The organism is Vibrio sp. VPAP30, assembly GCF_001188205.1.
Classification (GTDB): Bacteria; Pseudomonadota; Gammaproteobacteria; order Enterobacterales; family Vibrionaceae; genus Vibrio; species Vibrio bivalvicida.
The window spans coordinates 181,362-207,955 of sequence record NZ_LBLS01000037.1 but is presented as its reverse complement, the minus strand read 5'-3'; the positions used below and the strand labels follow the sequence as shown (position 1 = coordinate 207,955).

General features: G+C 45.1%; 30 protein-coding genes. 10 read left to right on the top strand and 20 right to left on the bottom strand.

The features are described from left to right. Positions 1–106: 106 nt before the first annotated feature. From ZX61_RS17660 to gcl, 4 genes are all read right to left on the bottom strand, one after another. Positions 107–1,249, bottom strand: a complete 1,143-nt coding sequence (locus tag ZX61_RS17660) for a sugar diacid recognition domain-containing protein (protein WP_049845908.1) — start codon at positions 1,247–1,249, stop codon at positions 107–109. Positions 1,250–1,619: 370 nt separating this feature from the next. Then, on the bottom strand, positions 1,620–2,516 hold the full coding sequence (locus tag ZX61_RS17655; RefSeq protein WP_049845907.1) for a 2-hydroxy-3-oxopropionate reductase: 897 nt from the start codon (positions 2,514–2,516) through the stop codon (positions 1,620–1,622). Between the two features lie 50 nt (positions 2,517–2,566). Beyond that, on the bottom strand, positions 2,567–3,343 hold the full coding sequence (gene hyi, locus ZX61_RS17650) for a hydroxypyruvate isomerase (protein ID WP_049845906.1): 777 nt from the start codon (positions 3,341–3,343) through the stop codon (positions 2,567–2,569). A gap of 18 nt (positions 3,344–3,361) precedes the next feature. Continuing rightward, on the bottom strand, positions 3,362–5,137 hold the full coding sequence (gene gcl, locus ZX61_RS17645; protein WP_049845905.1) for a glyoxylate carboligase: 1,776 nt from the start codon (positions 5,135–5,137) through the stop codon (positions 3,362–3,364). Between the two features lie 312 nt (positions 5,138–5,449). On the opposite strand from gcl, the gene aceB reads away from it, so the two are divergent. Together aceB and ZX61_RS17635 are read left to right on the top strand one after the other, a co-directional pair. Beyond that, positions 5,450–7,078 carry a malate synthase A gene (gene aceB / locus ZX61_RS17640; RefSeq protein ID WP_049845904.1) on the top strand — a complete coding sequence of 543 codons (1,629 nt, stop codon included), beginning with the start codon at positions 5,450–5,452 and terminating at the stop codon, positions 7,076–7,078. Positions 7,079–7,134: 56 nt separating this feature from the next. Then, positions 7,135–7,572 carry a GlcG/HbpS family heme-binding protein gene (locus ZX61_RS17635; protein WP_004747389.1) on the top strand — a complete coding sequence of 146 codons (438 nt, stop codon included), beginning with the start codon at positions 7,135–7,137 and terminating at the stop codon, positions 7,570–7,572. Between the two features lie 87 nt (positions 7,573–7,659). Here ZX61_RS17635 and ZX61_RS17630 read toward each other — a convergent pair whose 3' ends face one another. Then, the gene (locus ZX61_RS17630; RefSeq protein WP_004747390.1) at positions 7,660–8,142 is read right to left on the bottom strand and encodes a MarR family winged helix-turn-helix transcriptional regulator; all 483 of its coding nucleotides are present in this window, start codon (positions 8,140–8,142) and stop codon (positions 7,660–7,662) included. Positions 8,143–8,261: 119 nt separating this feature from the next. On the opposite strand from ZX61_RS17630, the gene ZX61_RS17625 reads away from it, so the two are divergent. Then, on the top strand, positions 8,262–9,158 hold the full coding sequence (locus ZX61_RS17625; protein ID WP_049845903.1) for a DMT family transporter: 897 nt from the start codon (positions 8,262–8,264) through the stop codon (positions 9,156–9,158). Between the two features lie 114 nt (positions 9,159–9,272). Further along, positions 9,273–9,743: an SOS response-associated peptidase family protein gene (locus ZX61_RS17620; RefSeq protein WP_235431352.1), complete on the top strand. Its 471-nt coding sequence runs from the start codon at positions 9,273–9,275 to the stop codon at positions 9,741–9,743. A gap of 113 nt (positions 9,744–9,856) precedes the next feature. Here ZX61_RS17620 and ZX61_RS17615 read toward each other — a convergent pair whose 3' ends face one another. From ZX61_RS17615 to ZX61_RS17605, 3 genes are all read right to left on the bottom strand, one after another. Next, positions 9,857–11,188, bottom strand: a complete 1,332-nt coding sequence (locus ZX61_RS17615; protein ID WP_049845902.1) for an MFS transporter — start codon at positions 11,186–11,188, stop codon at positions 9,857–9,859. Between the two features lie 159 nt (positions 11,189–11,347). Beyond that, entirely contained in the window at positions 11,348–11,941 is a 594-nt protein-coding gene (locus ZX61_RS17610; RefSeq protein ID WP_049845901.1) for an NADPH-dependent FMN reductase, read from the bottom strand. A gap of 1 nt (position 11,942) precedes the next feature. Further along, positions 11,943–12,857: an EamA family transporter gene (locus tag ZX61_RS17605; protein WP_049845900.1), complete on the bottom strand. Its 915-nt coding sequence runs from the start codon at positions 12,855–12,857 to the stop codon at positions 11,943–11,945. A gap of 123 nt (positions 12,858–12,980) precedes the next feature. Here ZX61_RS17605 and ZX61_RS17600 point away from each other — a divergent pair, with 123 nt between their 5' ends. From ZX61_RS17600 to nqrM, 3 genes are all read left to right on the top strand, one after another. Beyond that, positions 12,981–13,475 (top strand): MarR family winged helix-turn-helix transcriptional regulator, encoded by a 495-nt coding sequence (locus ZX61_RS17600; protein ID WP_049845899.1) that lies wholly within the window; start codon positions 12,981–12,983, stop codon positions 13,473–13,475. Positions 13,476–13,707: 232 nt separating this feature from the next. Beyond that, entirely contained in the window at positions 13,708–14,133 is a 426-nt protein-coding gene (locus tag ZX61_RS17595) for a NifB/NifX family molybdenum-iron cluster-binding protein (RefSeq protein ID WP_049845898.1), read from the top strand. Beyond that, complete coding sequence (gene nqrM, locus ZX61_RS17590) at positions 14,130–14,324, top strand: (Na+)-NQR maturation NqrM (RefSeq protein WP_004747401.1); 195 nt, start codon at positions 14,130–14,132, stop codon at positions 14,322–14,324. The genes ZX61_RS17595 and nqrM overlap by 4 nt, the downstream gene beginning before the upstream one ends. 7 nt (positions 14,325–14,331) lie before the next feature. Here the strand turns inward: nqrM and ZX61_RS17585 are convergent, their stop codons facing one another. After that, a complete protein-coding gene (locus ZX61_RS17585; protein ID WP_049845897.1) occupies positions 14,332–14,604 on the bottom strand; it encodes a DUF134 domain-containing protein in 273 nt (90 codons plus the stop codon). 289 nt (positions 14,605–14,893) lie between these two features. On the opposite strand from ZX61_RS17585, the gene cysS reads away from it, so the two are divergent. After that, complete coding sequence (cysS, locus tag ZX61_RS17580) at positions 14,894–16,264, top strand: cysteine--tRNA ligase (RefSeq protein ID WP_049845896.1); 1,371 nt, start codon at positions 14,894–14,896, stop codon at positions 16,262–16,264. A 51-nt stretch (positions 16,265–16,315) separates the two neighbouring features. On the opposite strand, the gene ZX61_RS17575 is transcribed toward cysS, so the two are convergent. The 4 genes from ZX61_RS17575 to ZX61_RS17560 all read right to left on the bottom strand — a co-directional run bounded on the left by ZX61_RS17575 (position 16,316) and on the right by ZX61_RS17560 (position 19,560). Beyond that, on the bottom strand, positions 16,316–16,735 hold the full coding sequence (locus ZX61_RS17575; protein WP_049845895.1) for a VOC family protein: 420 nt from the start codon (positions 16,733–16,735) through the stop codon (positions 16,316–16,318). Between the two features lie 664 nt (positions 16,736–17,399). Continuing rightward, entirely contained in the window at positions 17,400–17,612 is a 213-nt protein-coding gene (cspE, locus tag ZX61_RS17570; RefSeq protein WP_049845894.1) for a transcription antiterminator/RNA stability regulator CspE, read from the bottom strand. 318 nt (positions 17,613–17,930) lie between these two features. Next, entirely contained in the window at positions 17,931–18,491 is a 561-nt protein-coding gene (locus ZX61_RS17565) for a sugar O-acetyltransferase (RefSeq protein WP_049845893.1), read from the bottom strand. A gap of 175 nt (positions 18,492–18,666) precedes the next feature. Next, positions 18,667–19,560 carry a LysR family transcriptional regulator gene (locus tag ZX61_RS17560; protein ID WP_049845945.1) on the bottom strand — a complete coding sequence of 298 codons (894 nt, stop codon included), beginning with the start codon at positions 19,558–19,560 and terminating at the stop codon, positions 18,667–18,669. Between the two features lie 131 nt (positions 19,561–19,691). Between ZX61_RS17560 and ZX61_RS17555 the strand changes: the two genes are divergently transcribed. Together ZX61_RS17555 and ZX61_RS17550 are read left to right on the top strand one after the other, a co-directional pair. Then, positions 19,692–19,997 (top strand): monooxygenase, encoded by a 306-nt coding sequence (locus ZX61_RS17555; RefSeq protein WP_049845892.1) that lies wholly within the window; start codon positions 19,692–19,694, stop codon positions 19,995–19,997. Positions 19,998–20,006: 9 nt separating this feature from the next. Next, a complete protein-coding gene (locus ZX61_RS17550) occupies positions 20,007–20,384 on the top strand; it encodes a hypothetical protein (protein WP_049845891.1) in 378 nt (125 codons plus the stop codon). 48 nt (positions 20,385–20,432) lie between these two features. Here the strand turns inward: ZX61_RS17550 and ZX61_RS17545 are convergent, their stop codons facing one another. The 7 genes from ZX61_RS17545 to ZX61_RS17515 form a co-directional block, all read right to left on the bottom strand. Then, a complete protein-coding gene (locus ZX61_RS17545; protein WP_049845890.1) occupies positions 20,433–20,855 on the bottom strand; it encodes a hypothetical protein in 423 nt (140 codons plus the stop codon). Between the two features lie 198 nt (positions 20,856–21,053). Further along, positions 21,054–21,935, bottom strand: a complete 882-nt coding sequence (locus ZX61_RS17540) for an L-ribulose-5-phosphate 3-epimerase (RefSeq protein WP_049845889.1) — start codon at positions 21,933–21,935, stop codon at positions 21,054–21,056. Between the two features lie 9 nt (positions 21,936–21,944). After that, the gene (locus ZX61_RS17535) at positions 21,945–22,592 is read right to left on the bottom strand and encodes a 3-keto-L-gulonate-6-phosphate decarboxylase UlaD (RefSeq protein WP_004749371.1); all 648 of its coding nucleotides are present in this window, start codon (positions 22,590–22,592) and stop codon (positions 21,945–21,947) included. A 5-nt stretch (positions 22,593–22,597) separates the two neighbouring features. Beyond that, the gene (locus tag ZX61_RS17530) at positions 22,598–23,419 is read right to left on the bottom strand and encodes a pyridoxal phosphatase (RefSeq protein ID WP_049845888.1); all 822 of its coding nucleotides are present in this window, start codon (positions 23,417–23,419) and stop codon (positions 22,598–22,600) included. 21 nt (positions 23,420–23,440) lie between these two features. Further along, positions 23,441–24,133: an L-ribulose-5-phosphate 4-epimerase gene (locus ZX61_RS17525; protein WP_049845887.1), complete on the bottom strand. Its 693-nt coding sequence runs from the start codon at positions 24,131–24,133 to the stop codon at positions 23,441–23,443. 9 nt (positions 24,134–24,142) lie between these two features. Next, a complete protein-coding gene (locus tag ZX61_RS17520) occupies positions 24,143–24,619 on the bottom strand; it encodes a PTS sugar transporter subunit IIA (RefSeq protein ID WP_049845886.1) in 477 nt (158 codons plus the stop codon). 71 nt (positions 24,620–24,690) lie between these two features. Beyond that, complete coding sequence (locus ZX61_RS17515) at positions 24,691–26,451, bottom strand: PTS ascorbate-specific subunit IIBC (RefSeq protein ID WP_049845885.1); 1,761 nt, start codon at positions 26,449–26,451, stop codon at positions 24,691–24,693. Between the last annotated feature and the right edge of the window lie 143 nt (positions 26,452–26,594).

Genomic DNA, 26,594 nt, shown 5'->3' with positions numbered 1-26,594 from the left:
CCTGAAGAGTAAGAGCAGAGACAAATAAATTCTTTATGCAAAATGACAGATTTATTATTATCTGAAACGAGCATTTTTGTGCAAATTGACAAAAACCTTCAAATAATCACACACATTTTAGGGCTAAGTACAGTTGAACTTTATGGTCTAACTTATTGATTTTTAAACCTGTAACTTCTTCAATCTTTTCTATTCGGTAACGCAATGTATTGCGGTGAATATGGAGAGCTGCACAGGTTTGAGCCAGATCGCAATCCTGAGCAAAAAATTCTTTTAACGTCTTAACCAGAACATCTTTACTGTCGTGTTGCTGCAAAATTTCAATCGGGTGACTTATCTGATTACGACGCCACTCATCTTGCTTCAAATTATCAATCAGAACCGACAGCTTATGCTCCTGATAAAACAAGATCGCGTCTTTACTTTCATCGCTACAAGCTAGGGTCGCCTTGGCTGTTTCATAAGAGCGAGATAACCCGGTAAGGCCGGGGAAATACTCTCCCATGGCGATTTTGACCGTAAAGTCCGCCTCTTGAGCGATCCGCTTAAGCAGGCGTTTAACCCGCTTTTTCTCTTCAGCTTTGCTCCATGTATTGTCGACTAAGGTCACTGGCTTGAGCACGACAACTTCGTTTTGAGAGACAGACACAATACCAACAATGTTGTCTCGCTCTGGGTACTCCAACAGGTGCACCAACTTCTGCAACTGCTCTAAAGTCAAAGGCTGACCTTGCTTAGGTATCACCTTAACTGTGGCTGCTACCCTTGGCTGAGCTAAATCCAAATCTAATCGTTCCGCTATCGATAGCAGCTGGGTTTCATTTAAGGTAGAACCCTGTATTAACTGCAGCAGTAGCTCCTCTCTATGACGTTTATTCCACTGAACCTGAGCCATTAAATCAGCTTGCTCAACGATGAGTTCAGCGGTCATCTTAACCAGTTCGCCATAGCGTCTGACCTCTTCAGGCTGCCCTGAAATACCGACCACACCAATCACACTGTCTTGATGCAAAATAGGCAAGTTAATCCCTTCTTTTACACCAATCAGAGTACTGGCAACCGTATGATTAATTTCAACTGTTCGGTTGTCATGTATCGCCAATAAGGCGCCTTCATGGGTTCGGTGCAATCGCGCTGGATCGCTTGAGCCGATAATTATCCCGTTCTCATCCATCACATTGACAGGAAACTGGATAATTTTTGTCGCGCGCTCAACGATTTGCCTCGCGATTAACGTATTTAACTGCATCTCTTTACTCGTACTCGAAGCCTTACTCTTCCTAGGGCTAACATAGCACAACTCCCCCGCGCTTTTATTGCGCCAACAGTGCCTGCAGCTGAGTAACCAAGAAAAAATCCCGATGTAAGCACGCGAGGTGCCTGCTAAGACGAGGCCCGAACGAGCCTCTACCTGTTGCCTTACAACGGGAACGCGTACAAAAGGAGACGAAAAACTACGCGATTTAAGTAATATCAACCCGACTGATTTCCCCCACAACGGCTAGTCAGCAAGATTGATATATAGATACCAACCACCACCAATTGCTTGTCGTGATTGGTATGGGATAGCGAGGGAGAGGAGTCCTTGCTATCCAGACGGAAACTAGAGGCAGTAGACCCTAATCTCGAATCGAATGTCCTGAGCGATTCTCAATCGCTTTAATCAGCGCTGAGTGGTCCCAGTCCTGTCCGCCTTGAGCCGCACACTCTTCAAACAGCTCTTGCGCGTTCTGCGTATTAGGCAGTGCAACTTCCAACTCTTTGGCACCCGTTAGCGCTAGATCTAAGTCCTTCTGGTGCAACGAGATTCTGAAGCCAGGATCAAACGTGCCTTCAATCATACGCTCGCCGTGGACTTCTAAGATCTTAGAACTTGCAAACCCACCGAGCAGCGCTTGGCGAACACGTGCTGGATCAGCGCCCGCTTTTGAAGCAAACACCAGCGCTTCCGAAACCGCTTCAATGTTAAGTGCCACAATAATCTGGTTTGCGACCTTACATGTTTGGCCCGCACCATTTTCTCCGACCAGCGTGATGTTTTTACCCATCACCTCAAATAGAGGGCGTGCCTTATCAAACGCTTCTTGCGCTCCACCCACCATGATGCTTAGCGTAGCGTTAACCGCACCGACTTCACCGCCTGATACTGGCGCGTCTAGGTACTGTGCACCACTTTCATTGATGCGCGCAGCAATCGCTTTGGTTGCCATTGGTGAGATTGAGCTCATGTCGATCACAAGCTTACCTTCAGCGCCACCCGCATTTAGGCCAGCTTCAACACCTTTCTCGCCAAATAGCACGTCTTCCACTTGTGGTGTATTTGGCACCATAAGGATAATAACGTCTGCTGCTTCAGCGGCTGCTTGCGCAGAGTTAACAACTTGAGCTCCTGCATCTACCAAGTCTTTGGGCGCGGGATTAAAGTGATCAGATAGCACAATGTCATAACCGGCTTTTTGCAAGTTCGCTGCCATTGGGCGGCCCATAATACCTGTACCAATAAATGCTATTTTCATATTCTGTTCTCCGTAACGTTAGCCCACCCTTTGGCGGGCACAGACCGCACTTAGCGGTATAGGTTGATCCAATCTAAGCCTTCAGTGGTGGTGGTTTTCGGCTTGTACTCGCAGCCAACCCACCCTTGATAACCAAGCTCATCAAGATGTTTCAAGACGAATGGGTAGTTAATCTCCCCAGTACCCGGTTCATGTCTGCCTGGGTTGTCGGCTAACTGCACATGGGCAATTTGGTCGATGTTGGCACTCATGGTTGGCGCTAGATCCCCTTCCATGATTTGCATGTGGTAGATGTCGTACTGAATTAACAGATTGTCACTACCCACTTCTTTAATCACCGCTTTCGCCTGCTCAGTGGTGTTGAGGAAGAATCCCGGGATGTCACGCGTATTGATGGCTTCAATCACTAAGCGAATGCCAGCCTCTTTTAGAGCCTGCGCGGCATAACGTAGGTTGATAACAAACGCCGCATGCGCATCATGTTGGCTTACCCCTTGTGGAACGATCCCTGCGAGGCAGTTGATTTGGGTATTACCCAATACTTTGGCGTATTCAATGGCCTTGGCGACACCTGCTTGGAACTCTTCAATTCGGTTTGGGTCCACCGCGATACCGCGCTCGCCCGCCTCCCAATCGCCGGCCGGAAGGTTGAACAGCACTTGGGTAAGTTGGTTTTCATCAAGTTTCTCCTTGATTTGAGCGGCTTCTAAGGCGTAAGGAAATAAATACTCTACGCCACTAAAACCCGCCTTTGCTGCGGCCTCAAAGCGATCTTTGAAGTCCAATTCGGTAAACAACATGGATAAATTTGCTGCAAACTTTGCCATTTTGATTTCCTTATTCTGTTAGCTGTTACTGATTAACGCTGTTGGTGCGTCGTCAGCGCTTTCTGCCAAGGCTTCGAACTCATTGATTGAGTCAATCTCGACGCCCATCGCAATGTTGGTTACGCGCTCTAGAATCACTTCAACCACAACAGGCACCTTGTGCTTGTTCATTAACTCTTTCGCTTGAGCAAACGCCTCTTGCATCTGCTCTGGGTCAGTCACTCGAATCGCTTTACAACCTAAGCCTTCAACAACCGTCACATGGTCTACACCGTAGCCGTTGAGCTCTGGTGCATTCTGGTTCTCAAACGCCAACTGAACACAATAATCAATGTCGAACTGACGCTGCGCTTGGCGAATCAGACCAAGGTAAGAGTTGTTTACCAAAACATGGATATACGGCAGGTTAAACTGCGCGCCAACCGCCAGCTCTTCAATCATGAATTGGAAGTCATAGTCACCAGAGATAGCCACGATATCGCGATTAGGATCCGCGGCACGTACACCGAGAGCGGCAGGTGTCGTCCAACCTAGCGGGCCAGCTTGACCACAGTTAATCCAATGACGTGGCTTATACACGTGTAGGAATTGTGCTGCCGCAATTTGAGAGAGACCAATCGTGCTGACATAACAAGTATCGCGACCAAACGCTTTGTTCATCTCTTCATAAACACGCATTGGTTTAATCGGTGCGTCGGTATAGTGAGTTTTACGTAACATCGTCGCTTTACGCTGCTGACATTCGCCAACCCACGCGCTGCGGTTTGGTAATTTACCTGCGTCACGCCATTCACGCGCCACTTCCACCAGCAGTTCAAGTGCTGCTTTGGCATCAGAAACAATGCCAAGATCCGGACAGAACACACGCCCAATTTGAGTCGGCTCAATATCAACGTGAACAAACTTACGCCCTTTGGTATACACATCCAAAGACCCCGTGTGGCGGTTAGCAAATCGGTTACCGATACCAAACACAAAATCAGATTCAAGCAAGGTTGCGTTGCCGTAACGATGCGCCGTTTGCAGACCAACCATACCTGCCATCAGTTCATGGTCGTCCGCGATGGAGCCCCACCCCATCAGAGTTGGAATCACAGGAACACCTGTAATTTCAGCGAACTGTTGCAGTAGCGCTTCAGCTCCCGCATTAATAACACCACCACCAGAAACAATCACTGGGTTAGCAGACTCACACATCATTTCGATGGCTTTTTCTACCTGAGCACGTGTTGCTTTTGGCTGGTATGCCTCTAACGGTTCATAAGTATCAATATCAAACTCGATTTCCGTCAGCTGAACATCTAACGGTAAGTCAATCAGTACCGGGCCAGGCCTGCCTGAGCGCATTAGGTGAAACGCCTGCTGGAATGCACGTGGCACCTGTGCTGGCTCTAGTACGGTTGTCGCCCACTTAGTGACGGGTTTAGCAATAGATTCGATATCTACTGCTTGGAAATCTTCTTTATGCAGGCGAGCTCGTGGCGCTTGCCCTGTAATACAAAGGATTGGAATTGAGTCCGCTGATGCAGAATACAATCCGGTGATCATATCTGTGCCTGCTGGACCCGATGTGCCGATACACACGCCGATGTTACCTTGATTGGTACGCGTGTAACCTTCTGCCATATGCGAAGCACCTTCCACATGGCGAGCAAGTACGTGATCAATACCACCGAGCTTTTTCATTGCCGCGTACATTGGGTTAATCGCTGCGCCAGGAACACCGAAGGCAATGTCTACACCTTCCTTCTTAAGTACTTCTACCGCCGCCTCAATTGCCTTCATCTTTGCCATGCGAACCTCCATTTCGATTGTATACAATTCAAAGATACTTTGTGTACTATGAATCATATTCAGAATTTGGCAACCCCTAAATGCAACACTTTTTCAACATAGAGCCATTGCTCGAAGCGAACACTAACCCCAAAAACCCTAGAAATCATTGCTTTATATAAAATATCTTTACATAAAAATATTTTTCCAACAGAGCAAATGAAAAATAAATGTTAAATACCCTTTGATTGTTTACATGAATTGAAATATAAGTATTCGTGCAACATGTTTTTGTACACAAAATCATTCGATATTGTTTAAAGGAGACGAACAATGAGTCTGAACGATGTAGCAGAAAGAGAAGAAACCGCCTGTCTGCGCGTAGTCGGTAACATGGACAACCCTGAATACCAAACCATCCTTAACAAAGAAGCGCTGTCATTCTTAACCAAGCTAGTTAAGAAGTTTGCTCCACGTCGAGATGCGCTACTCGCTGCTCGCGAAGAGCAACAAAAGCGCTTTGATGCTGGCGAATTACCGAATTTCCGAGCGGATACACAATCTATTCGTGACAACAAGAGCTGGAAAGTCGCCACTCCGCCACCTGAACTGTTAGACCGTCGAGTAGAAATAACCGGCCCGATTGATCGCAAAATGGTGATCAACGCACTGAATTCAGGTGCCAAGGTCTTTATGTGTTGTTTTGAAGACGCCTCTTCCCCTACTTGGGAGAACATGGTTCAAGGGCAGATAAACTTGCGCGATGCCAATGCCCGCACGATCAGTTATCACGATGAAGCAAAAAACAAACATTATCAGCTCAGTGATGACCCAGCCCTACTGATTGCCCGTCCGCGAGGCCTGCACCTGCCGGAGCAATCGATCCAATTTGACGATAAACCCATTCCTGGTTGCTTGATGGATTTCGCGCTCTACTTCTACCACAACTATCTATCACGAGCAGAGCAAGGACTTGGGGTTTACTACTACATTCCTAAGCTAGAAAGCATGGAAGAATCACAATGGTGGGATGACGTTTTCTCCTTCACCGAAGATTACTTTGGTGTCGAGCGAGGCACGATTCGTGCGACCGTTCTGATTGAAACGCTACCTGCCGTATTCCAAATGGACGAAATGCTTTACGCCATGCGTGACCATATCGTCGCAATGAACTGCGGCCGCTGGGATTACATCTTCAGTTACATTAAGACCCTCAAAAACCACACCGACCGCATTCTTCCAGACCGACACGTGGTTGGGATGGATAAAGAATTCCTTAATGCCTACAGCCAACTGTTAGTACGTACTTGTCATCAGCGTGGCGCCTTGGCAATGGGCGGTATGTCAGCTTTCATCCCAGCCAAAGATCCTGCAGAGATGGAGCGAGTGACCGCCAAAGTGATCGAGGATAAAGAGCGTGAATCACGCAATGGCCATGACGGAACTTGGGTTGCGCACCCGGCGCTCGTCGATCTGGCAATGTCAGTATTCGATAAAAACCTCGAAGGAAAGCCAAACCAACTCGATTTTGTCAGCCCAACACATGAAATTGGCGCTGATCTGCTGCTAAAACCGTGTGAAGGGACACGCGATGAAGCAGGTGTTCGCAAGAATATCCGTATTGCGCTTTATTACATCGAAGCTTGGATTCAAGGCCATGGCTGTGTGCCGATCTATGGCTTGATGGAAGATGCCGCAACGGCAGAGATCTCGCGCGCTAATATCTGGCAATGGATTCATCACTCAGTCGAACTTGATGATGGGCAAACCTTTACCAAAGAGCTTTTCCACCAATGGCTGTATCAAGAGCTCAACACTATCAAACAGGAAGTGGGCGATGCTCGATTCGCAGCTGGCCGCTTTGAACAAACCGCTGACCTTTTCTTCGAGCTGTCAACAGCGAAAGAGTTCGCCACCTTCCTGACCTTACCAAGCTATCAGCTTCTTAACGGGGCTGCGTAATACCAACCTAGTTCGTCTATTCGAGCTAGGGCGGTAGAACATTAACAGGAGATAACATGGGAAGTTTAACTCTAGATCAAGCACTCTCCGTCATTGACGGTACCTTTCAGGCAGGTTCCAAGAGCAAAAGCGCACCGCTCACGGTCGCCGTTCTCGACAGTGGAGGGAAACTCATCTCTTTGCAACGCCAAGATGGTTCTAGCATGATGCGACCAGATATCGCGATTGCTAAAGCTTGGGGCGCACTAGCGCTCGGGTGTTCTTCACGAAAACTCGCTCAGGATGCCGACAATCGACCTGCATTTATCTCCGCTGTTAATGTTCTCGCACACGGTAATATGGTTCCCGTTCCAGGCGGATTGCTCATTCGCGATGCCGAGAAAAACATTCTTGGCGCGGTCGGGGTCAGTGGTGATTTATCTGATATCGATGAAAGCTGCGCACTCGGGGGAATTGACCACGCCCAGCTTTATTGTGATGACGCCGTCTCTTAGCACTGACTAACAAAGCAAAGCAAAACAAAACGCCCCCAGTTGCATACGCAAATGAGGGCGTTTTTCTATTTCGTATTTTCGAAGAGATTACTCGTATTGAGTCAGCCAACCTTTCAAAATAGTGTTCATCTGTTTCTTCTGATTAGCATTAATACCTTTAACCAGCTTTTCCTGTACTGCGGCGTGCTCTTCAATAATTTTGTCGATCAGCACAAAACCATCTTGGCTTAGCTCAACCGTCACACTACGACGGTCTTCTTTACTGTGCTCGCGGCTGATCAAACCTTTAGACTCAAGCTTATCTAATCGGTTCGTCATCGCGCCAGATGTCAGCATCATAGAATCAATCAGCTCTGAAGGGGTGAGGCGAAAAGGTTTACCACTACGACGCAAAGTCGCCAACACGTCGAACTCCCCAAGTTTCAAGTCATAGCGCTTATGTAGCTGAGCCACTTCTGTCTCCATATACTTGGCAATGCGCATCAATCGACCCATTATCGCCATAGGTTCAGTTTCTAGCTCTGGCTTTTCCTTAGCCCACTGGTCTACTACTCTATCAATAGCGTCCATGAATATTTGTCTCCAGTAACAAAATGCTGTTTTGAATATCTTAACATAAAGATACTTTACAAACAGCGCTTTTAGGCGTACATTCCTCACGAAAGTATCTTAACGTAAAGATAATTGTTATGAATATATTACTTGCCATGATTCCGGCGTTCTTTTGGGGAACCACTTATGCCGTCACGCAATACACACTTGCGGACTGGCCTCCCCTATTACTGGGTGCGATCCGTGCACTACCAGCCGGACTTCTGTTGTTGGCATTTAAGCCAAGCCTGCCGAAAAAAGGCGACTGGCAGATTTTGTTTAGCTTAGGTTTGATCAATATTGCGACCTTCTTCGGGCTGATCTTTGTCATGGCGCTGACTTTGCCTTCTGCCATTTCTGGTGTTGGCATGATCTCAGTGCCTGTATTTGCGATGCTCTACAACTGGCTGATCAACAAACATCGCCCAGGCTTGATTCAGTCGGTATGTGGTGCCACCCTGATCGCACTCGCTTGGATGCTGTTTGACCCAGGTTCAATTAGCCTAAATCCGATTGGTTTGGGGGCTATGCTCGCGGCGATCATGTGTATTGTAGTTGGCAGCTCGATCACTAAATCACTCGGAAACCGTATGCACTGGTGGACAGTCTTAACCTGGCAGCTCATCCTCGGTGGTGTGATTCTGTCTATCGCAGCAGGTGTTCAAGGGGCGATGGATCCCGCAAAATACGCCGCGATTTTCAACAACTTCTCAATGACCAACCTGTCTGGTTTATTATGGGTTGTCGGGCTTAACACGGCACTAGGGTACGGCATGTATGTGTGGCTATTACAACGTATGTCTGTGGTCGACTTTACCTTCGGTGGTATCGCCAATCCGATCGCGGGGATCGTGTCTGGACTTATCTTGCTCGGTGAATCCTTCACCCCATTCCAGTACAGCTTGATGATCGGCATGATTGTGATGTCTTTGTTACCTCAAGCGATACTCGCCATAAGGCAAAACAGACCAGCGCCCGCTGAGTGCCAAAGCTAAAAGGCACAAATTATCGCTCAAATAGCCGCGCCACTTAGCGCGGCTTTTAACTTTTTAAAACGGCTCCTGCGTGATTGCTATACTGACTAGGCTCACTCGAGAAAGGTGGAAGCAATGTGCGGAAGACTCAATGTCATCGACGATCCCTTGTGCAATATCGTCTGTGAACAGCTTGGCTTAAATTTTAATACTCATAGCAACAACGATTTACGTCCGACAGAACAGGTGGCTTGTTTAGCCAGTTATGGCAGCAAGATACAGCAGCGCAACCTCGCATGGGGAATTAAGCCTGACTGGGCAAAGCGAGTTATCATTAACGCCCAAGCAGAAACTGTTTCACAGAAGCCCACCTTTGCCAGTTCGTTTCAGTTCAGTCGAGTGATTGTCCCATGCAGTGGCTGGTATGAGTGGCGTGAGGAACAAGGGCGAAAGGTGAAATACCTATTTGAGCAGCCAAACAAAGGAGCTCTGTACATGGCAGCTATCGCACTCGAAAACAACTCAAAAGTGGTCACACTCACCACGAAACCCAATTCCCAATTCCCAATGCGCTCAATATCATCACCGCATGCCGCTAATGATTGACGCAAACCAAGTTCTCAACTGGGTGACAGGAACCATAGAGCAAGCTCACGCTTTATTGAATGTTGAATACGATCAAACATTAAGAATAAGCTAGCCCAACAGGTTAACAAGACTTAGAAAATCGGCTTTTGCTTGTCCTTCACGTAGAAAAACAAACTGATAGCAACAAACAAAAACGTAAAGTAGTAAAAGAATGAAGAAAGAGACGCAATGAAGTCAATATGTTGCTCTATCTGCTCTTGGCTATAGTTTTTCGACAGTAATTTGTAGTAGTAAGCATACAAAATACCAATCATCCCATAGCCAAGGTTAAACATGAGCCCTTTAAAGCTCAGTACTGTGGCTCGGTTGTGTGATTCGGTGTTTTTATTGAGGTGGTAGCTAATAAAGATATTCATCGTCATTATGATGAAGATTAACAGCAACGCCGGAATCACCCCATAAATAGACCAGCCTAAGCTAATCCAATAATAGGTCGCCATCGTCGCGATGCCCATGATGGCAATAAACCTTCTCGGAGCGATACTTTCCGCCAACTTTCGACTTTGCCCCGCTAATACAATTTGCAGCAAACTTATCCCTGCGCCAATCAACCCAAAATAGATGATGGGGATATCGATCGCTCGATAGTACTGGCTATTCATGGTTAAAAACATACGTGAAGTGTGCTCAAACAGGCTGTAGTAAAGCAGAATAAAAAGAACATAGGGTGTTGAAAGCACCCACTTACCCGTATTCATAGTGAGCTTAAGACTTGCCATCGTCGTTGCCAACTTACCGCTATCACTTGGCAATGATTTCTTCTCTTCCCTCATGCTGAATGCTGCGTACATGGCGATAAGGGCGACAAACAAGGTCGCATAAACAGGGATGCGCATTATATCTTGAGTCGTTTCTGGCGCTGAGAATCCCAGTAGATGATAGACATTAGCCATAAAGTTAACGTCGTACATTGCGGCGCCTACCAAGGTAACAACTATGCCGACACTTGAAGCGATACGTAACTGAATCTGCAACACTCGCGGCCAAAGATCTTCTTTTCCCTGCTCTTTAAGCGTGTCATAAGCCAGTGCTTCATCGGCACCACTAGCCAATGCCATAGCCAAACCGCTCAAGACCCGGTTTACCAAAAATACCATGAAGACTAAGGTGGGATTGCCAGTGGGGACAAAGGCGATCATGGCGATTTCAATAAACATGACAATAGAAGACAGCACCACCAGCTTTTTACGTCCTAGAGTATCGGCAAATGCACCAGATGGTACTTCCGCTAGAACGATGGTTGCTGCCCAAACTACGTTGAGCATGGCAAACTGAGAAAGGGTCAAACCATAATCTAAGTAGAGTAAAGTGAAGACTGGATAATAAAAGCGCGCAAAGTAGCTGCTTCGGAACATTAAGAAGCAGCGAACATTACGGATTTGGAGGACTTCTTTAAGAGTCATTAAATACTCAGCGGATTGAATAATATAAGACTATGTATATACCCTTTTTTAATTGGACTCTAGAATCTTTACTAAGTTGACCAATTCAAACACATCAAGCGATGAACAGCTTCCATTATTAGACAATCTCCCTACTTGAGCTTTTACACTGTAAAGTAGCTACATTCCGTAACGAAATGGCTTTCCGACAGTCACCATATCGCGATGAATAGGAGCAAGTGCTTGAGCGTAATGGGCAAGCAATTCCAAAGTGTATTGACTACGTTGGTGCATCTCATCATCGGTCAATTGGTGATCTTGGGTTATCAAGGTTTCGATGTTGCGAAACATCAGATGATCTGGCAAAAAGCAAGCATGATTGTTTTTGCTACCTGTCATACGTAACTCGCTTATCGGATAGACGCCATTCACACTGGCAGAAACACTCACTAGCAACACAGGCTTGTGCGCTAGCTCTTCATCTGTCGTTAACAACAAGAAATTCTTAATTGCAGGTGTCGCCATTCCATGCCATTCGGGAGTGATCAAAACAATCGCATCAGATTGTTTAAGTATCTCTGCAATAGGCGTCCACTGTTGCCATTCTTCCGACTGCTGCCAAACACCTTCGTTCCAGAGAGGCAAATTAAGCTGATGTAAATCTAGAACATTGATAGTTTCAAAGTGCTTAGCAGATAATGATTCTAAATAGCGAGCGACATTTAAGCTCTGCGAATTGTCACGCTGGCTGCCAGATACGATAGTAATATTCATATTAGTTTCCCTCTAATGATCGAATGGTTGGAGTTTGATTAGATAGAGTCGATTTGTCTGAGGAGCGCTGGCTTGCAAGTACAATAGAGACTAAAACCAATAATGCTCCAAGCAACTGAAATACAGACAAATGCTGGTCGAGAACGATATAACCCAAGATACAAGCAGAGACACTGCTTAAAAAACCGAGAAATGAGACCGTAGTTGTAGGCAACTGATCAATGCCTCTAAACCACAGAAAATACCCGACTACAGCCCCGATAACACTCAGGTACAAGTAACCCAAAGAGTTCATTAGCGTTAGTTGATGAGGTACCCCCTCAAGCCATATAGCAACTGGGAGCAGCATTAATCCACCAAACAGGAGCTGCCAACCAGTAAAATTCAGCACAGACATACCTGTAGGTCTGCCCCATTTCTTAGTCAGCACGACCCCACTCGCCATGCTTAATGTTCCAACACTCGCGACGATGAGACCTTCTAAGTCTAACTTCGCGGCACTGTTAAGAACCAGTAAAGCTATTCCAAAGATGCCCACTACCGAGGCCATGAGCTGTATTGCTGACACCTTTGCACCAAGCAACCACCAACTCAGTAATATCACGACAACAGGTTGAATAGACATCACCATAGCGGCCATACCACCCGGTAAGTATGTCGCTGCAAAAAATAGGCAATAGAAGAACAACCCAATGTTCAAAAAACCGAGCACCCCGAGTCGAGCAAGCCACGCTGAGCTGGGTAGCGCTTTACCAAAGAATACGAGCAACAAACCTGCAGGTAGGGCTCTAATCGTTGCCGCAAGCAAAGGGCTTTCCGCTGGCAGTAACTCTGTCGTCACTATGTAAGTACTTCCCCATACGATAGGGGCGAATGCCGTCAACACTATGGTTTTAATCTGATGTAAATCCTTCACTAGAGTCTCTCCATATAATCTCAATAAAATGTATCTTTTGCAAAAGATACTTTTTATAAAGTAATGGCAACTTAACTTTTGATCAAGTATCTTTTTAAAAAGATATTTAGATGAGAGATAAAAATGCCATCAGCATCAGATAGTGTCGATTTAATTTTGGCTCAATGGAAACAAGCAAGACCCGATTTAAACTGCTCGCCGATGGGAGTTGTTGGCCGCTTGCGTCGCACAAGCAATCTGTGGAAGTCGAAGATGGACAGCGTGTTTACACAGCACGGACTAAGCAGCATTGAGTTCGACATCTTAGCAACAATGCGCCGTAGCGATGCCCATGGTATTACCCCAACAGAGCTATATAAAACTCTTATGCTGTCTTCTGGGGCAGTGAGCACTCGGATAGAACATTTGGTTAAGCAAGAGCTTGTGGAAAGAGTTTTCAGTGAACATGACAGACGCAGCTGTAAGGTGATTCTAACCAATAAAGGCATCGAACTTATCGATAACGCCCTGAACGATCACGTCACCAATATGAACAATATGCTTAGTGTTCTAAACCCAGATGAACAAGATCAACTTGCCAATCTACTACGCAAAGTACTGTTATCCGAAGATAAATAATAGCTACCCCAAAATCGACTTCCGACGAACTTAAAGCAGAAACATAGAAGACATTCATTTTCTATTTAATCAAAAACATGAACCCACTGAAAAGCGGTTCTTGTTTACCGAAACTGTAGGTAAACATTGGTTGTTCTCGAAATGCGATAACTAAGAAACCAACTTTATTATTGGCATATGCCAACAATAAATAGCTATAGTGCTCCAAATTTCAACGAATTTTGGAGCCAGCATGATCTACGCTATTCCTTGTATTAACAACGCAGTAAGTAATCACTTCTCTCGCTGCAAGCAAATCGCCATCATTGATTCCATCACGCGGCAAACACAGTACCTCTCTATCTCTAAGGATGAATCTTGTTGTAGTGCCAAGAAAAAGTGGCAACAGGTTATCGCTGGTTACAAAGTAGACGTTGTTGTAGTGAGAAACATTGGCCAAAATATGCTCAAAGGGCTGTTTCAATCTAAAGTTAAAGTGTTAGCCACAAAAGCGAAGCAAGATGTGCACGACATCAATTTTGCCGAGCTGATTGCAGTAGAGAGTTTAGATTACGGTCGAATATCACCAAAGAAAAAAGCTTGTGGCAAAAACAACGCTACTCTCGCTTTGGCACGGTCGCAACCAAACTGGCGCTCAATCCGGAGGATTAGACGATGACGTTACTACTTACAGTACTTATTTTCGTGAGCTTTATTGCCTTAATGGCGATCGGGGTGATGTTCTCTCGCCGACCAATTCAAGGCAGTTGCGGTGGGTTATCGAAACTAAACATCACTAGGGAATGCGACTGCAAAGATGTGTGCGAAGGGACAAAGCGAACACTTTATCAAATCAAAGAGCCTGAGTAGCTCAAGTCTATTGAAGTTTTAGGGCATAACCTTGGATGATGCTGCTAGCAACCTTTTGCCTAGCGCGTTTAATGATGTTTCCAAATGTTTGGCGCGACACCTGCATTTGCACGGCGGCATCAATCTGATTCAGTCCTTCTTGATCAGCAAGTCTCAGTGCTTCTAATTCATCCGGCAACAGCTCAACAATCTGTAACTCATCCATAGTCACACCATTGGGTTTGTAAAAAGCATGAGCTGCATGAGTGCAGATGTGACGATGTTTCTTAGGACGAGCCATGATCAAGTTCCAACACCAATTCAATGATGCTTCAAAGTTGCTTAGCCTGTAATTGTAACAACCTAACCAATTCGAAACCAAGTGAATCCAAAGGTTGCATTTTTCACACCTCTTCTTTAGGGTAAAAGAATGACATATTTGTTTAGCTACACCTCTCCAGTTTGTTGCTGCTGTAATCGCTTCGATATACGGCGGCTTTCGTGTAGCTATTAGTTAGCAAAAATCTATACCTAATCACAGGCCGCTGATGTTCGCATCCGCGGCCTTTTTGTATTTGAAGGAACAATTTATGACCTCAGTTACCCTTTCGTTATTTGACACTATGGCTCGTGAACAAAGACCATTTAAGTCCATTGATAGCAATACAGTAGGCCTTTATGCTTGTGGTCCAACCGTATATGACTACGCTCACGCGGGTAACTTACGTACCTACCTTTTTGTCGATACCTTAAGACGCGTGTTGTCATTCAATGGGTATCAAGTGAATCACGTTATGAACATCACAGACGTTGGCCATCTGACTTCAGATGCCGACACTGGTGAAGACAAAATGGAGAAAGGCGCTAGAAAACAAAATAAGTCTGCCTGGGAAATAGCGAAATATTTTGAGCAAGCTTTCCTAACGGACTTAAAGCAGCTCAATATCTTGACCCCAACCACCATCTGCCGAGCAACAGAGCATATCCAAGAGCAAATAGACTTCATCACTGAACTAGAAGAGAAAGGCTTCACCTACCAGACCCGTGATGGAGTCTATTTTGACACCAGTAAATTAAGTGAATATGGTCGACTCGCACGTTTGGATACATCAGGTTTAGAGGCCGGAATTAGGGTCAACATGGCTGATAAAAAACTGGCGACAGACTTCGCATTGTGGAAGTTTTCTGGCGAGCAGGCTAGGCAAATGGAATGGCCAAGCCCTTGGGGTGTTGGATTTCCCGGCTGGCACATCGAGTGTTCCGCAATGGCGGAAAAATACCTAGGAGAACAATTCGACATTCATGTTGGCGGCGAGGACCATATTCCTATCCATCACACTAACGAGATCGCGCAGTGCCAAGCAAAAAACGGGCACATACAAGCAAACTATTGGCTTCACGGTTTTTTTCTACAACTTAACAAAGAGAAAATTTCTAAATCTGGCACTTCTTTGCGCCTAGAAGCGTTACTCGAGCGTGGATTTGAGCCCTTAGCCTATCGCTACCTAACATTAACGAGTCACTATAGAAGTCATCTAAGCTTTACTTGGGAAAGTTTACAAGGAGCGCAAACAGCACTAAAACGACTGAGAAACAAGGTGGCTAAGCTAGCAGATAACGGGCAGTTGATAGAGGAGTATAAGTTGTGTTTTATCCTGCTCATCAATCAAGATCTAAATATGCCAAAGGCTCTCGCTTTGTTATGGGATGTATTAGACAGCGTCTACCCTAGCCAAGATATAAAAGCTACTGTGTTGTTTTTTGATAAGATATTAGGCCTGAATATTGACCATATTGAAGAGGTTATAGTACCCGACGAGGTCATAAAGCTTGCCGAGGAGAGACTGTTACTGAAGCAACAAAAGCGCTTTGCGGATGCCGATAAGATCCGAGAACAAATCACAGCACTTGGATACCAAGTTGCCGATAAAGGCGATAAATTCGAATTTACTCCTCTGTAATAACGTCACTAACGCGCAGAAAGGCTCAATTGCTTTCTGCGCTCTAGCGCTTTAACTCGATAAATTACGCAGTTTTGGATCATCTGTTAGGTATTCAACAAACTCAATCTCAAATCCTGCAGGATCAACGAAGTAGACATTTTTACGGTAAGGTTCATCAGCGCCCGGCTTAGCGATAGGATAACCCGCTTCAACCAATCGGCCGATCACCGCATCAATGTTATTGGTGATATAAGCAAAGTGGGCAAGTCCTACCTGATGGCCTGCCAGTTCTCGATTGTTTCCTTCACCGTGGTCACTCATTGCAATATATTGGTACTCATCACCAAAATGTAGCCAGTTTCTCGGCTTGCCACTCCACTCCCCTTGTCCTTCATCACGCACAGACCAATGTGGAAATGCTGCTTGATAGAACTTCAACATCTCAGGGATGTCTTTAACCACTAAATTCACATGCTCTAATTGAATCATTACTTTCTCCTTATCAATTCCTAGCCAACAAGAAGCATGCTAAAACCTCAACCAAGGTTGAGGTAAAGAACTTTTTTTAGATTTTTAATTAGAAATTGAACAAAACTTTGGAGAGCCAGAGAGAGCGATGACAATACTGATGAATCTATGAAGCGGTCATGTAAAAACAACCCACTACCTCATTGGCTGAATCAATAATTTTTCCGCTAAATGTTGCCTCACAGTAGAGAAAGGAAATATTGGTATCTCTAAGACGTCCATGGAATAAAACATGACGTTTCAAAATATCACTATTGAGTTGATGAAGTGTTGATTGCCAAGTGATCTCATTTTCCAATAAGCTAAATGTAACTATCATAAATCCTTATTGTTTTGCTGTTTGCTACGGTTCTTTTGAAACCAAAAGCGCTTACGGCCGATTGAACGTGACATATTTTGCCTTTATATATTTGAGTTTCTGACAAGTAATAGAACTATTACCTAATATCAGAGGAATAGATTACTAAATTTATAATGAGACGAAGAAGTCCAATAGCGCAACGACAAATACAGAGAGGAGGTATAAGGAAATATTTGGAGTATTCGAAAGAGTGTTATAAATAGTATTTCTAGAATGAATAAATGTGTGCAAGCGACGCTTTGCCACTTGCACCCTTGCTAAACGTTATAGTACTGAAACGTTAGCTGCTTGAAGGCCTTTCTGACCTTGCTCTACTTCGAAAGACACTTTTTGGCCTTCAGCTAGAGTCTTGAAACCTTCAGAAGCGATAGCACGGAAGTGTACAAATACATCTTCGCCACCGTTGTCTTGAGAAAGAAAACCGAAACCTTTAGTTTCGTTAAACCATTTTACAGAACCATTTACTTTGTTAGACATATCATGTCCCTTATTTAGTAATAATAAAATTATTTCGCAAAAATGCGATGCACTAGGAGCTTGAATTATTTAATGTATCTATGAAGCTAAGGGAAACACAGAGGATAACAAGAGGAAATTCTGAGGGTTTTACTTTACAACAGGATGTTTCATTTAATAACTCTGAACAACAGAGCGATGGCATTATTTGTGTTTTTTAGATAATTGTAAAGAACTATTTTTGATTATTTTTTCAACTAATAATATTGGCGCTTAATCTATAAGAAAAACGTAAAAGGCGAGCACCTCTCTTTGTCACTCTTCTACGCTTTAAAAACCTTAAGCTTGTTCGATAGGTTTAATCACTCGACATGGGCTACCCGCCGCGACAACGTTAGCTGGAATGTCTTTGGTGACGACACTACCCGCTCCAACCACGCTATTTTCACCGATTGTGACGCCAGGGCAGACGATCACACCACCGCCAAGCCAGACATTGTCGCCAATAGTAATCGGTGTACCAAACTCGACGCCTTCTTCAACCCGGCTTTTCACGTCGAGAGGGTGACCTGCAGTATAGATTTGTACGTTAGGGGCAAAGAGGACATTATCACCGATATGCACTTCAGCCACATCCAACACCACGCAATTGAAATTAGCGTAGAAGTTTTTGCCGAGTTTTATGTTCGAACCATAGTCACAACGAAATGGAGGCTCGACGTAAGCGTCTTTAGAATCAGGGATCAAAGTATCAATCGCGCTGCGCCACTCTTGGGTATCTGGAATACTATTGTTGAGCTTTTGCAGTACTTTACGACATTCAATTCGTTGGTCATATAGTTCTTTGTCCCACGCATCATACGGCTCGCCAGCGAGCATTTTCTCTTTTTCGGTTCTCATATCGCTTACCAGTAAATCTTAAAATTACCATCGAAATATCGCATACCAATGTCAGCTTATAAAAAGATTAAATCACTAACTTAACGCAGCGTGTGGTAGGTCACTTTTTGCGTCGTACCGACGTAAACAAATGGTTGTAAGTAATTACTCACTGTTATGCTTTAAAGGGTTACGATTAGCCTTTAGCCGCTTTTGATAATAACAATTCGTAGAAACATTTGGCGGCTGGGCCAGTTTTGGCTCCCTTAGGAAGCGTAATATGCAGCGGGACTTGATACCTTTCATTGTGCTCGACTTTAAGCACCTTAAGCTGGCCTCTGTTTCTTAACTTGATGATGTGCTCTGGCAAGCGGCAAAATCCGACACCTTGTTCCACCGCTCGAAATACATGGTCAAAATTGTCGACGGTTATCCGCTGATTCGCTTTTAACCAACCGACATTTTGCTCTTTGTTATCAATCTGCGTAGCCCCCAGATCGCGAATGACAACTTGGCAATGAGTGGCAAAATCTGCCATACAAACCTGACTCCGACTTGCGAGTGAGTGTTTACTTGAGACAACGGGCAACATACTCGTCATCGAGAAAGCTTGGGCCGGGTAATTGGTCACCGGCAAGGTAATAATCGCAATATCAGCTTGCTCACTGGTCACCATTTCTGCCGTTTTAGATAGCGAAGTCTCTACTACTTGAATCGAGGTGGTACTATTTTGACTAAGATACTCTGCCATCGGTTGATAGAGCAGGCTCGGGTCGCAAAGGTGATCCATCGCGACTGTAATCTCTGACTCGACACCCGCTGAGATTTGTTGACTTAAGTCTTCCAGCTCTCTTGCCTGTTCAAGCATGCTACTCGCTCTTCTAAGCAGTGAACGACCAAGCTCTGTGACTGTGGCACGCCTTCCCTTAACCTCCACCAGCTTAACGCCCAGTTGATCTTCAAGCTTTTTTATCGAATAAATCAGGGTTGTATGGCTTTTGTTTAAAGCCGAAGCCGCGGCTTGAATACTGCCCGCCTTATCAACTTCCTTCAGCGTAACCCATTGCTCAAGCGTACTTTTCAATCTCATCGCATGACCTGTCAGTTTTTTAGACACTTATACACAATATTATGAACTTTTATGTTCAATTTATATAGACAACAATATCTCCATCGAACAGCAACACGCGTTCACAACAGTCAACAATTGGAGAAACTAAGATGAAATTACTACAAGTCGACTTTGAATATCATGGCCCTATGGACGAAGAGATGTCTAAAGCATTGGTTGGTCTAGCGGAGTCAATTAATCAAGAACCCGGCATGATCTGGAAAATCTGGACAGAAAATGAATCTGAAAAGCTAGGTGGTGGTATCTATCTTTTTCAAGATGAAGTCAGTGCACAAAATTACCTAGACATGCATGCCGCTAGACTGAAAGAAATGGGCGTAGCAGAAGTACGTGGCGTTATTTTTGACATCAATCAGCCACTGACTGAAATCAATCACGGGCCCGTTGGTCTGTAAGGAACCGCTATGACGAATAGACTGTTTTTAACCTTACACGGCAGCATCTACACTGCGTTTGCATTCGCACTGTTTTTTCTGCCAACCATGATGTGGCCAATGTATGGCGTTGAGATTAACGATAAGTACGCTTACTTCCTGTCACAACACACAAGTATCTTTCTCGGAGGCGTAGCAGCAGTAAGCCTGCTTCTAAGAACAATAGAGCACAAAGAGACAATGCAACAGCTACTCAAAGCGCTGCTTGTCACCAACCTTCTCGGTGTCGCAATAACTGGCTATGCTGGATTTACGGGGATCTTTGTCGACTTCGGTTGGAGCGATCCGGCCTTCTTCGCTCTGTTGTCCTTGCTTAGCTATCGTCAGCTGAGTGCCCAATTGAACTGAAAGCAGTGACACTTTGGGCATGGTCTAAAAGCTACGCCCTAAGTTGTCCTATTTTGTCACGATAAACTTACTGTAAGTGCTTACTTTACCGTTGATGTACTCGATACCGCAGTGAATGTTCTCTAGGTTGCTACCAACGATTTGATACTCAACAATAAACTCACCACTGATGACTTTGATAAACAAGAAGCCTTCCATAACTTTCCACAGGCCCTGAAGCGATTTATTACTGAAAAGATCTTTCTCCGACAAAGTGCCGTTTGGGTTGAGCCTGATCTGTGAGGCAAAGCCATCGATATTTACTTTTACCCAAGTCTGCTGGTGGACTTCGTAGCTTAGAATTTTACGACGCTGTTTCACCCACTCTTTTAGCTCTTGTTCTTGAGTAGGAGTTAAGCTTGGTAGATCTTCCATCTCCAGTAGAGTGTGATGTTTTTCGTACCAAAACAGTTGTAAGTGAAGCAGTTTCATTCTTGTATGCAGCTTATAGATAGGAAAGTCAGCGCAACTGTGCTCCAACTCAGACTTGAAGTCAAATCTTATGCATTCGATTGAAAATGTGCAGCGCAATACGGGGGGCTTACACTGCACTATCCCATAAGGGGGATGAAAGGCGCTCTGATTGAGCGCCGGAGCATGATGCCCTTGTACTAGGCACCTTTTCCAATGCTAAGCTGCAAATAGCTTTGGCAAGTCAGCATGATCACAGGCTTGATTTAGGCGACGCTGAGCAGTGAGAATATTCTGTTTCCAATTGTCATCCTGAGCCCACATTTCAATGACCAAAGGGACGACACAATCTGTCTTCTTGAGGGTATCGAATATCGAGTTGAAATCCACCTCACCTTCACCAATAACCAGATCACGAAATTGCCCTTTATAATCTGAAGTCACTCGATAGGTGTCCTTAAGGTGAATTTGAGTGATATGTGGTTTACTCAATTTCAGCTCAGTTACGATATCGTAGTTCCAACCAGAGATGTTACCAACGTCAGGGTAAGCCGTGAAATAAGGTGAATTGACCTCTCGGCTTAATACCTCAAATTTACTTAGTGAATTCAGGTAGTCGGTATCCATGATCTCGACAGCAAGCATGACTCCGGCCCTTTCAGCTAGCTTCGCTGACTGCTTCATTCCTTGAATAAACCGCTGGTGAGTCGCTTGATTGGCTGGCTCATAATAGACATCATAGCCTGCTAGCTGAATCGTACGCACGCCTAGTTTGTATGCCAATGAGATCGCTTTCTCCATATGCAGTAAGGCTTGCTCGCGAGTTTCAGGTTCAGCCGAACCGAAAGGATACTTGCGATGAGCGCTTAAACACATCGATTGAAGAGGAACCCCATAACGTTCACACTGGTGACGCAGAGCATAAATGGTTTCATCATCCCAATCTAAGCGGCTGCGACGTTCGTCAGATTCATCCACAGAGATCTCTAAAAAATCGAATCCTAGCTCTTTGGTCGTTTTAAGCTTTTCTTCCCAACTTAGCTCGTTAGGTAGGGCCTTTTCATACAAACCGACTCGGTGGCGTTGAAGATTTTGATACATAGACGACTCCTAGTTCCAGAAGCGGTCAATTTGAGCACGAAGTGCTTCAGCAGTTTGCTTACCCTGCTCACCCGCTAGAGCTCGACCCGCAATAAAAGTTTTAGCCTTGATACCCTCAAATAGGTAAAGATCTTCAGGCACGATACCGCCAGTGATAGATAACTCTAGACCAAGTTCAGACAAGGCACGCATTTTTTCCAAATCTTGTTCGGTCCAGCCAACTCCTGCCAACTCTGCGTCACGAGAGCGGTGATAAATGGCTTGTGAGACACCTAAATCAACCCAAGCTTGAGCGTCTGCCATTGTCCAATTACCGTAGATCTCAATCTGAATTTCGCCCTTGTGCTGATCCGCGACTTTCTTGCACGCTTCTATAGTTGCAATATGTGCGGCAGCGGAAACAGTAATCCAATCAGCTCCCGCCTCGAAGGCCATTTTGGCTAGAATAGCTCCGCCGTCTGTCGTTTTCATATCACAGACTAAAATATGATCAGGGTGATTAGCACGCAGAGTCGAAACCGCATTCATGCCCTCAGCAAATGCGAGGATAGTGCCCACTTCAATCACATCAACAAAGCTTTCAACATTGTTCGCCACTTCAATGGCTGCAGGTAAATTAGTTTGGTCTAGGGCGATTTGAATCATTGGTTTTGTCATTATCGTTATCCTTTAATTTTTTCACGTATTAGACGGGCCAAGCCATCTTGATTGTTATCTGTCGAGCACACGAGTTTGGCGTGTGACTTCACGGTGTCGTCGGCATTGCGCATTGCGACACCTAAATTGGCGTATTGAAGCATTGAGATATCATTGTGATTGTCGCCAACCGCGATCACATGATTTGCGTGGTAACCAAGTTCAGAGACATATTCAGCAAGACGGAGGCCCTTGCTGTTTCCTTTTGCGGCAAAATCAATTCGGTTTGACCAAGAGCGCTCACCATTGAACTGTCGCTCAACCCAAGGGTGTTCCAACAATCTCTCCACTGAGCTTGGGCATCCCTCAACAACGAACTTCCATACATGCTCTGACTGTTTTGCTGTTTCACTGAATGAGTCAACCTTGTATATCTCCGGACGGTGGGCTTGTGGTGCAGTTTTAGCCCAGCTTTCCAAAGCTTGCATGTAGGTTATCGGGTTGTAGTTCGAGTAAGTCATGGCGTCAGAAATGTACATAACCATCTTGACTTGAAACTCGCGCGCCAGCTCAATAAATATCTGCGCATCTTCCTTATCAATCGAGTTCTGCTTGAGAACCTTCTCATTGGCATAGTCATAAACGTACGTGCCGTTACAACATATGATTGGAGTGTCTAGTTCAAGCTCGTAATAATAAGGCCTAGCGGCGGTATGGTGGCGCCCTGTCACGACTACGACTTTACAATGCTGCTTGGCTTCTTTAATCGCGCGTTTAACTTCAGGATGGATAGTGTGTTCATCTGTTAGCACTGTTCCATCTAAATCTAATGCTAATACCTTGTACATGGGCTCTTCCTCCAACAAAGATTAACGCTGGCCGTAGTAAGCATTTTCACCGTGTTTACGCAGGTAGTGTTTGTCAGAGAGCTCTGGCTGAATTTTAATGCCACTATTCAGCGAGCGAGTTGCCAACGCCATTGCCGAAATCTCTTCCAGTACTACGGCATTGTGAACCGCATCATTCGCGTTCTTGCCCCAAGAAAATGGCGCATGCCCTGCCACAATCACGCTAGGAACTGCCATAGGATTAATGCCGCGCTGCTTGAACTCTTCAATGATAACGAGCCCAGTATTTTTCTCATAAGCCCCTGAAATTTCATCGTGAGACAACTTACGTGTGCAGGGGATATCTCCGTAAAAGTAATCGGCATGAGTCGTACCGAGTGCGGGAATATCAATCCCAGCCTGCGCCCAGATAGTGGCACTACGTGAGTGAGTGTGCACTACGCCACCAACCTCTGGAAACGCTTTATAGATTTCAATATGCGTCGCTGTATCACTCGAAGGATTTAGTCTTCCCTCAATAACTTGGCCTTCTAAATCCACGATCACCATGTCGTCTGCAGTCATGGCATCGTACTCAACACCAGAAGGTTTGATTGCCAATACACCAAGTTCGCGATCTATTTCCGACACATTTCCCCAAGTGAATGTCACTAACCCGTATTTAGGCAATTTGAGATTAGCTTCAAAGACACGTTGTTTTAGTGCGCTATACATAGTTTCTCCTTACGCCGTTTCCGCTAGCGCTTCATCAATAACGTCAAACACATCAGTTTTAGTGCTACAGCGGCGCAACTTGTTAAGATCAACGCCCGTTTCACTATCTTCGTCATCAAGTACCGTGGTCACTTCCATTAAGCCTTCCATATGCTCATCAGAAGAGCTTCCAGCTAACGTAATCAGTACATCAACAGACTCATCTTCCCCTTCAAAGAACACAGGCTCTTCGAGAGTAACGAGCGCAAAAGCCGTTCGAATTACGCCATCTTCAGGGCGAGCGTGAGGCAGTGCCAAGTTAGGTGCAATGCAGATGTAAGGGCCTAGTTTCTCTACACTGTTGATGATCGCCTCATGGTAGCTTGGCAAAATCGCACCGGATGCGGTCAGCATGTCTGTACCAATGGTGATAGCTTCACGCCAATTAGAAGCAGAAGCTTGTAGTTTGATTGAGTTGTTGTCGATCAGTGATTGCTTAAAACCCATTGTTCTATCTCCAGTGAAGTGCCAGCAATAACTGGCACTTAGTTGTTGTTATTGGTTGTTTTGTATAGAGGTTACTTTGCTCCAGCGAAGTTCTTGTCGATGATTTCTAATAACTCATCACCAAAAGAGTTCGGATTGAGCATGTTCTGTACACCCAAGACAAACTTGCCTTCGCCTGGCTCCATTTCAGCAGATAAGTGTTTCGATGAGACGATGATGTCAGTCGATGCAAGCTTAGACTTGTAGTCAGATACCGCACATGAGTCCATGACATGAGGGATACCTTTTTTCTCTAGGTATTTACCAATCTTCATCTTCATCATCATTGAAGAGCCTTGCCCATTACCACATACCGCTAAGATGCTTACTGGGCGAACACCGTCGCTCGCTTTGATTGCTTGTTCTACCGCTTCAATCACTTCAGGTTCTTCTGTAACAGAAACAACGCCTTGCGCATCTTCTTCTGCTCGAAGCTGTTTGGACGCAAAGAACATGTATACCAGTGACAGTGCGACTAATACCCAGAAGAAGGCTTTTGACATTGAGATACCGGCAAAGATAGGTGGGAACAATAGAGCCCAGTCAGCCATACCCATCCAACCACTGAATTCCACACCATGATTGCTAATCAGCTGAATAGCCCAAGCAGAGCCAACCACTTCGATAATGCCCATCACGAAACAGATCTTCATAACCGCTTTCCAGCCACCAAAGTGGTTAGCGAAGACACCAATTGTCGCGTTCGAGAAGAACATTGGAATGAAGCCAGGGATGATCATGATTGGAGAGTCAGCAAGTAGCAGCGCACCAACAGCAAGGAATTGGCCAATAGCACCCCACATGAAGCCAAATACCATAGCGTTAGGAGAAAACGCGTAGATCGCAGCACAGTCGATAGCCAATACTGCATTTGGAATCACGCGTTCAGAAATACCCTTAAATGCTTCTGACAGTTCAGCAACGAACATACGTACACCAGCAACGATAACTTGAATCGCTACCGCAAACTTCAAGCCTGTTTCTAGGATGTAGATTGTCCAGTGCGTTTTACCCGCCATTGTTTGTAGGTTATCTAGGCCAAACGACAGCAAGATGATGCCAAAGAACACGGTCATAACGATCGCTGTTGCAGCAATACTGTCATGGAAGATATGCAGCCATTTAGGCAGTTCGATATGGTCTACACTATCGTTCTTATCGCCAAGTTTTGGTGCCACCTTAGTCGCAATCCAAGAAGCAACCTGCTGTTGGTGACCAATAGAGAAACCAGCACCACCCGTTACTTCCTCAGTAGGCTTGAACATGATATTAGAAGAAATACCCCAATACAGCGCCATTAATACCGCTGAATATAGGATGGTCTCCCACATGGAAGCGCCAAGAATGAAGTAGAAAACAGCAACCAAACCAGCCTGTTGGAACATGATATGACCAGTCAGCATAATGGTGCGAATACCAGTGAAGCGGCGGAAAAGGACGAGAAGAATGTTAAGGCCCAACGCTAGCAGTACTGCATAGCCAACCCAGGAATACATATCTCCCATGTTTTCCATCGTCGCCATCATGGTTGTATATGGGTCAATAACTGATCCTGTCAATCCATGATATTCCGACAATTTTTCGATAACGGGTTTAAACCCCTTAACCAGTGTGCCCGCACCGACTTGGACTAGCATAAAGCCAACAATCGTTTTGATTGAGCCTTTGATTATCGTCGTAGGATCGCGTCTCAGCAGCCAGTAGCCAATAAAAGTAACGAGACCAAGCAGTAAGGGGGCTTTGGTCATTACTTGGCTGTAAAATATATAGAAGATGTCGTATAAGAACTCCATATCTTTACCCCTAATAGTATTTGTAATTTTATTTGGTTCGTAGGACAGAACGTTTTCAAATTTATGTATGAAATACGCTCTCTTTTGCTCACGAATTAGACTTTAACAATCAAAAGTAATCATTCAATGCTCACTTGTGACTA

What these genes read in the sequence shown, in the direction of transcription:
- ZX61_RS17660 (WP_049845908.1), bottom strand. Translation starts at nt 1,249, where the DNA reads ATGCAGTTAAATACGTTAATCGCGAGGCAAATCGTTGAGCGCGCGACA.
- ZX61_RS17655 (WP_049845907.1), bottom strand. Translation starts at nt 2,516, where the DNA reads ATGAAAATAGCATTTATTGGTACAGGTATTATGGGCCGCCCAATGGCA.
- hyi (WP_049845906.1), bottom strand. Translation starts at nt 3,343, where the DNA reads ATGGCAAAGTTTGCAGCAAATTTATCCATGTTGTTTACCGAATTGGAC.
- gcl (WP_049845905.1), bottom strand. Translation starts at nt 5,137, where the DNA reads ATGGCAAAGATGAAGGCAATTGAGGCGGCGGTAGAAGTACTTAAGAAG.
- aceB (WP_049845904.1), top strand. Translation starts at nt 5,450, where the DNA reads ATGAGTCTGAACGATGTAGCAGAAAGAGAAGAAACCGCCTGTCTGCGC.
- ZX61_RS17635 (WP_004747389.1), top strand. Translation starts at nt 7,135, where the DNA reads ATGGGAAGTTTAACTCTAGATCAAGCACTCTCCGTCATTGACGGTACC.
- ZX61_RS17630 (WP_004747390.1), bottom strand. Translation starts at nt 8,142, where the DNA reads ATGGACGCTATTGATAGAGTAGTAGACCAGTGGGCTAAGGAAAAGCCA.
- ZX61_RS17625 (WP_049845903.1), top strand. Translation starts at nt 8,262, where the DNA reads ATGAATATATTACTTGCCATGATTCCGGCGTTCTTTTGGGGAACCACT.
- ZX61_RS17620 (WP_235431352.1), top strand. Translation starts at nt 9,273, where the DNA reads ATGTGCGGAAGACTCAATGTCATCGACGATCCCTTGTGCAATATCGTC.
- ZX61_RS17615 (WP_049845902.1), bottom strand. Translation starts at nt 11,188, where the DNA reads ATGACTCTTAAAGAAGTCCTCCAAATCCGTAATGTTCGCTGCTTCTTA.
- ZX61_RS17610 (WP_049845901.1), bottom strand. Translation starts at nt 11,941, where the DNA reads ATGAATATTACTATCGTATCTGGCAGCCAGCGTGACAATTCGCAGAGC.
- ZX61_RS17600 (WP_049845899.1), top strand. Translation starts at nt 12,981, where the DNA reads ATGCCATCAGCATCAGATAGTGTCGATTTAATTTTGGCTCAATGGAAA.
- ZX61_RS17595 (WP_049845898.1), top strand. Translation starts at nt 13,708, where the DNA reads ATGATCTACGCTATTCCTTGTATTAACAACGCAGTAAGTAATCACTTC.
- nqrM (WP_004747401.1), top strand. Translation starts at nt 14,130, where the DNA reads ATGACGTTACTACTTACAGTACTTATTTTCGTGAGCTTTATTGCCTTA.
- ZX61_RS17585 (WP_049845897.1), bottom strand. Translation starts at nt 14,604, where the DNA reads ATGGCTCGTCCTAAGAAACATCGTCACATCTGCACTCATGCAGCTCAT.
- cysS (WP_049845896.1), top strand. Translation starts at nt 14,894, where the DNA reads ATGACCTCAGTTACCCTTTCGTTATTTGACACTATGGCTCGTGAACAA.
- ZX61_RS17575 (WP_049845895.1), bottom strand. Translation starts at nt 16,735, where the DNA reads ATGATTCAATTAGAGCATGTGAATTTAGTGGTTAAAGACATCCCTGAG.
- cspE (WP_049845894.1), bottom strand. Translation starts at nt 17,612, where the DNA reads ATGTCTAACAAAGTAAATGGTTCTGTAAAATGGTTTAACGAAACTAAA.
- ZX61_RS17565 (WP_049845893.1), bottom strand. Translation starts at nt 18,491, where the DNA reads ATGAGAACCGAAAAAGAGAAAATGCTCGCTGGCGAGCCGTATGATGCG.
- ZX61_RS17560 (WP_049845945.1), bottom strand. Translation starts at nt 19,560, where the DNA reads ATGAGATTGAAAAGTACGCTTGAGCAATGGGTTACGCTGAAGGAAGTT.
- ZX61_RS17555 (WP_049845892.1), top strand. Translation starts at nt 19,692, where the DNA reads ATGAAATTACTACAAGTCGACTTTGAATATCATGGCCCTATGGACGAA.
- ZX61_RS17550 (WP_049845891.1), top strand. Translation starts at nt 20,007, where the DNA reads ATGACGAATAGACTGTTTTTAACCTTACACGGCAGCATCTACACTGCG.
- ZX61_RS17545 (WP_049845890.1), bottom strand. Translation starts at nt 20,855, where the DNA reads ATGAAACTGCTTCACTTACAACTGTTTTGGTACGAAAAACATCACACT.
- ZX61_RS17540 (WP_049845889.1), bottom strand. Translation starts at nt 21,935, where the DNA reads ATGTATCAAAATCTTCAACGCCACCGAGTCGGTTTGTATGAAAAGGCC.
- ZX61_RS17535 (WP_004749371.1), bottom strand. Translation starts at nt 22,592, where the DNA reads ATGACAAAACCAATGATTCAAATCGCCCTAGACCAAACTAATTTACCT.
- ZX61_RS17530 (WP_049845888.1), bottom strand. Translation starts at nt 23,419, where the DNA reads ATGTACAAGGTATTAGCATTAGATTTAGATGGAACAGTGCTAACAGAT.
- ZX61_RS17525 (WP_049845887.1), bottom strand. Translation starts at nt 24,133, where the DNA reads ATGTATAGCGCACTAAAACAACGTGTCTTTGAAGCTAATCTCAAATTG.
- ZX61_RS17520 (WP_049845886.1), bottom strand. Translation starts at nt 24,619, where the DNA reads ATGGGTTTTAAGCAATCACTGATCGACAACAACTCAATCAAACTACAA.
- ZX61_RS17515 (WP_049845885.1), bottom strand. Translation starts at nt 26,451, where the DNA reads ATGGAGTTCTTATACGACATCTTCTATATATTTTACAGCCAAGTAATG.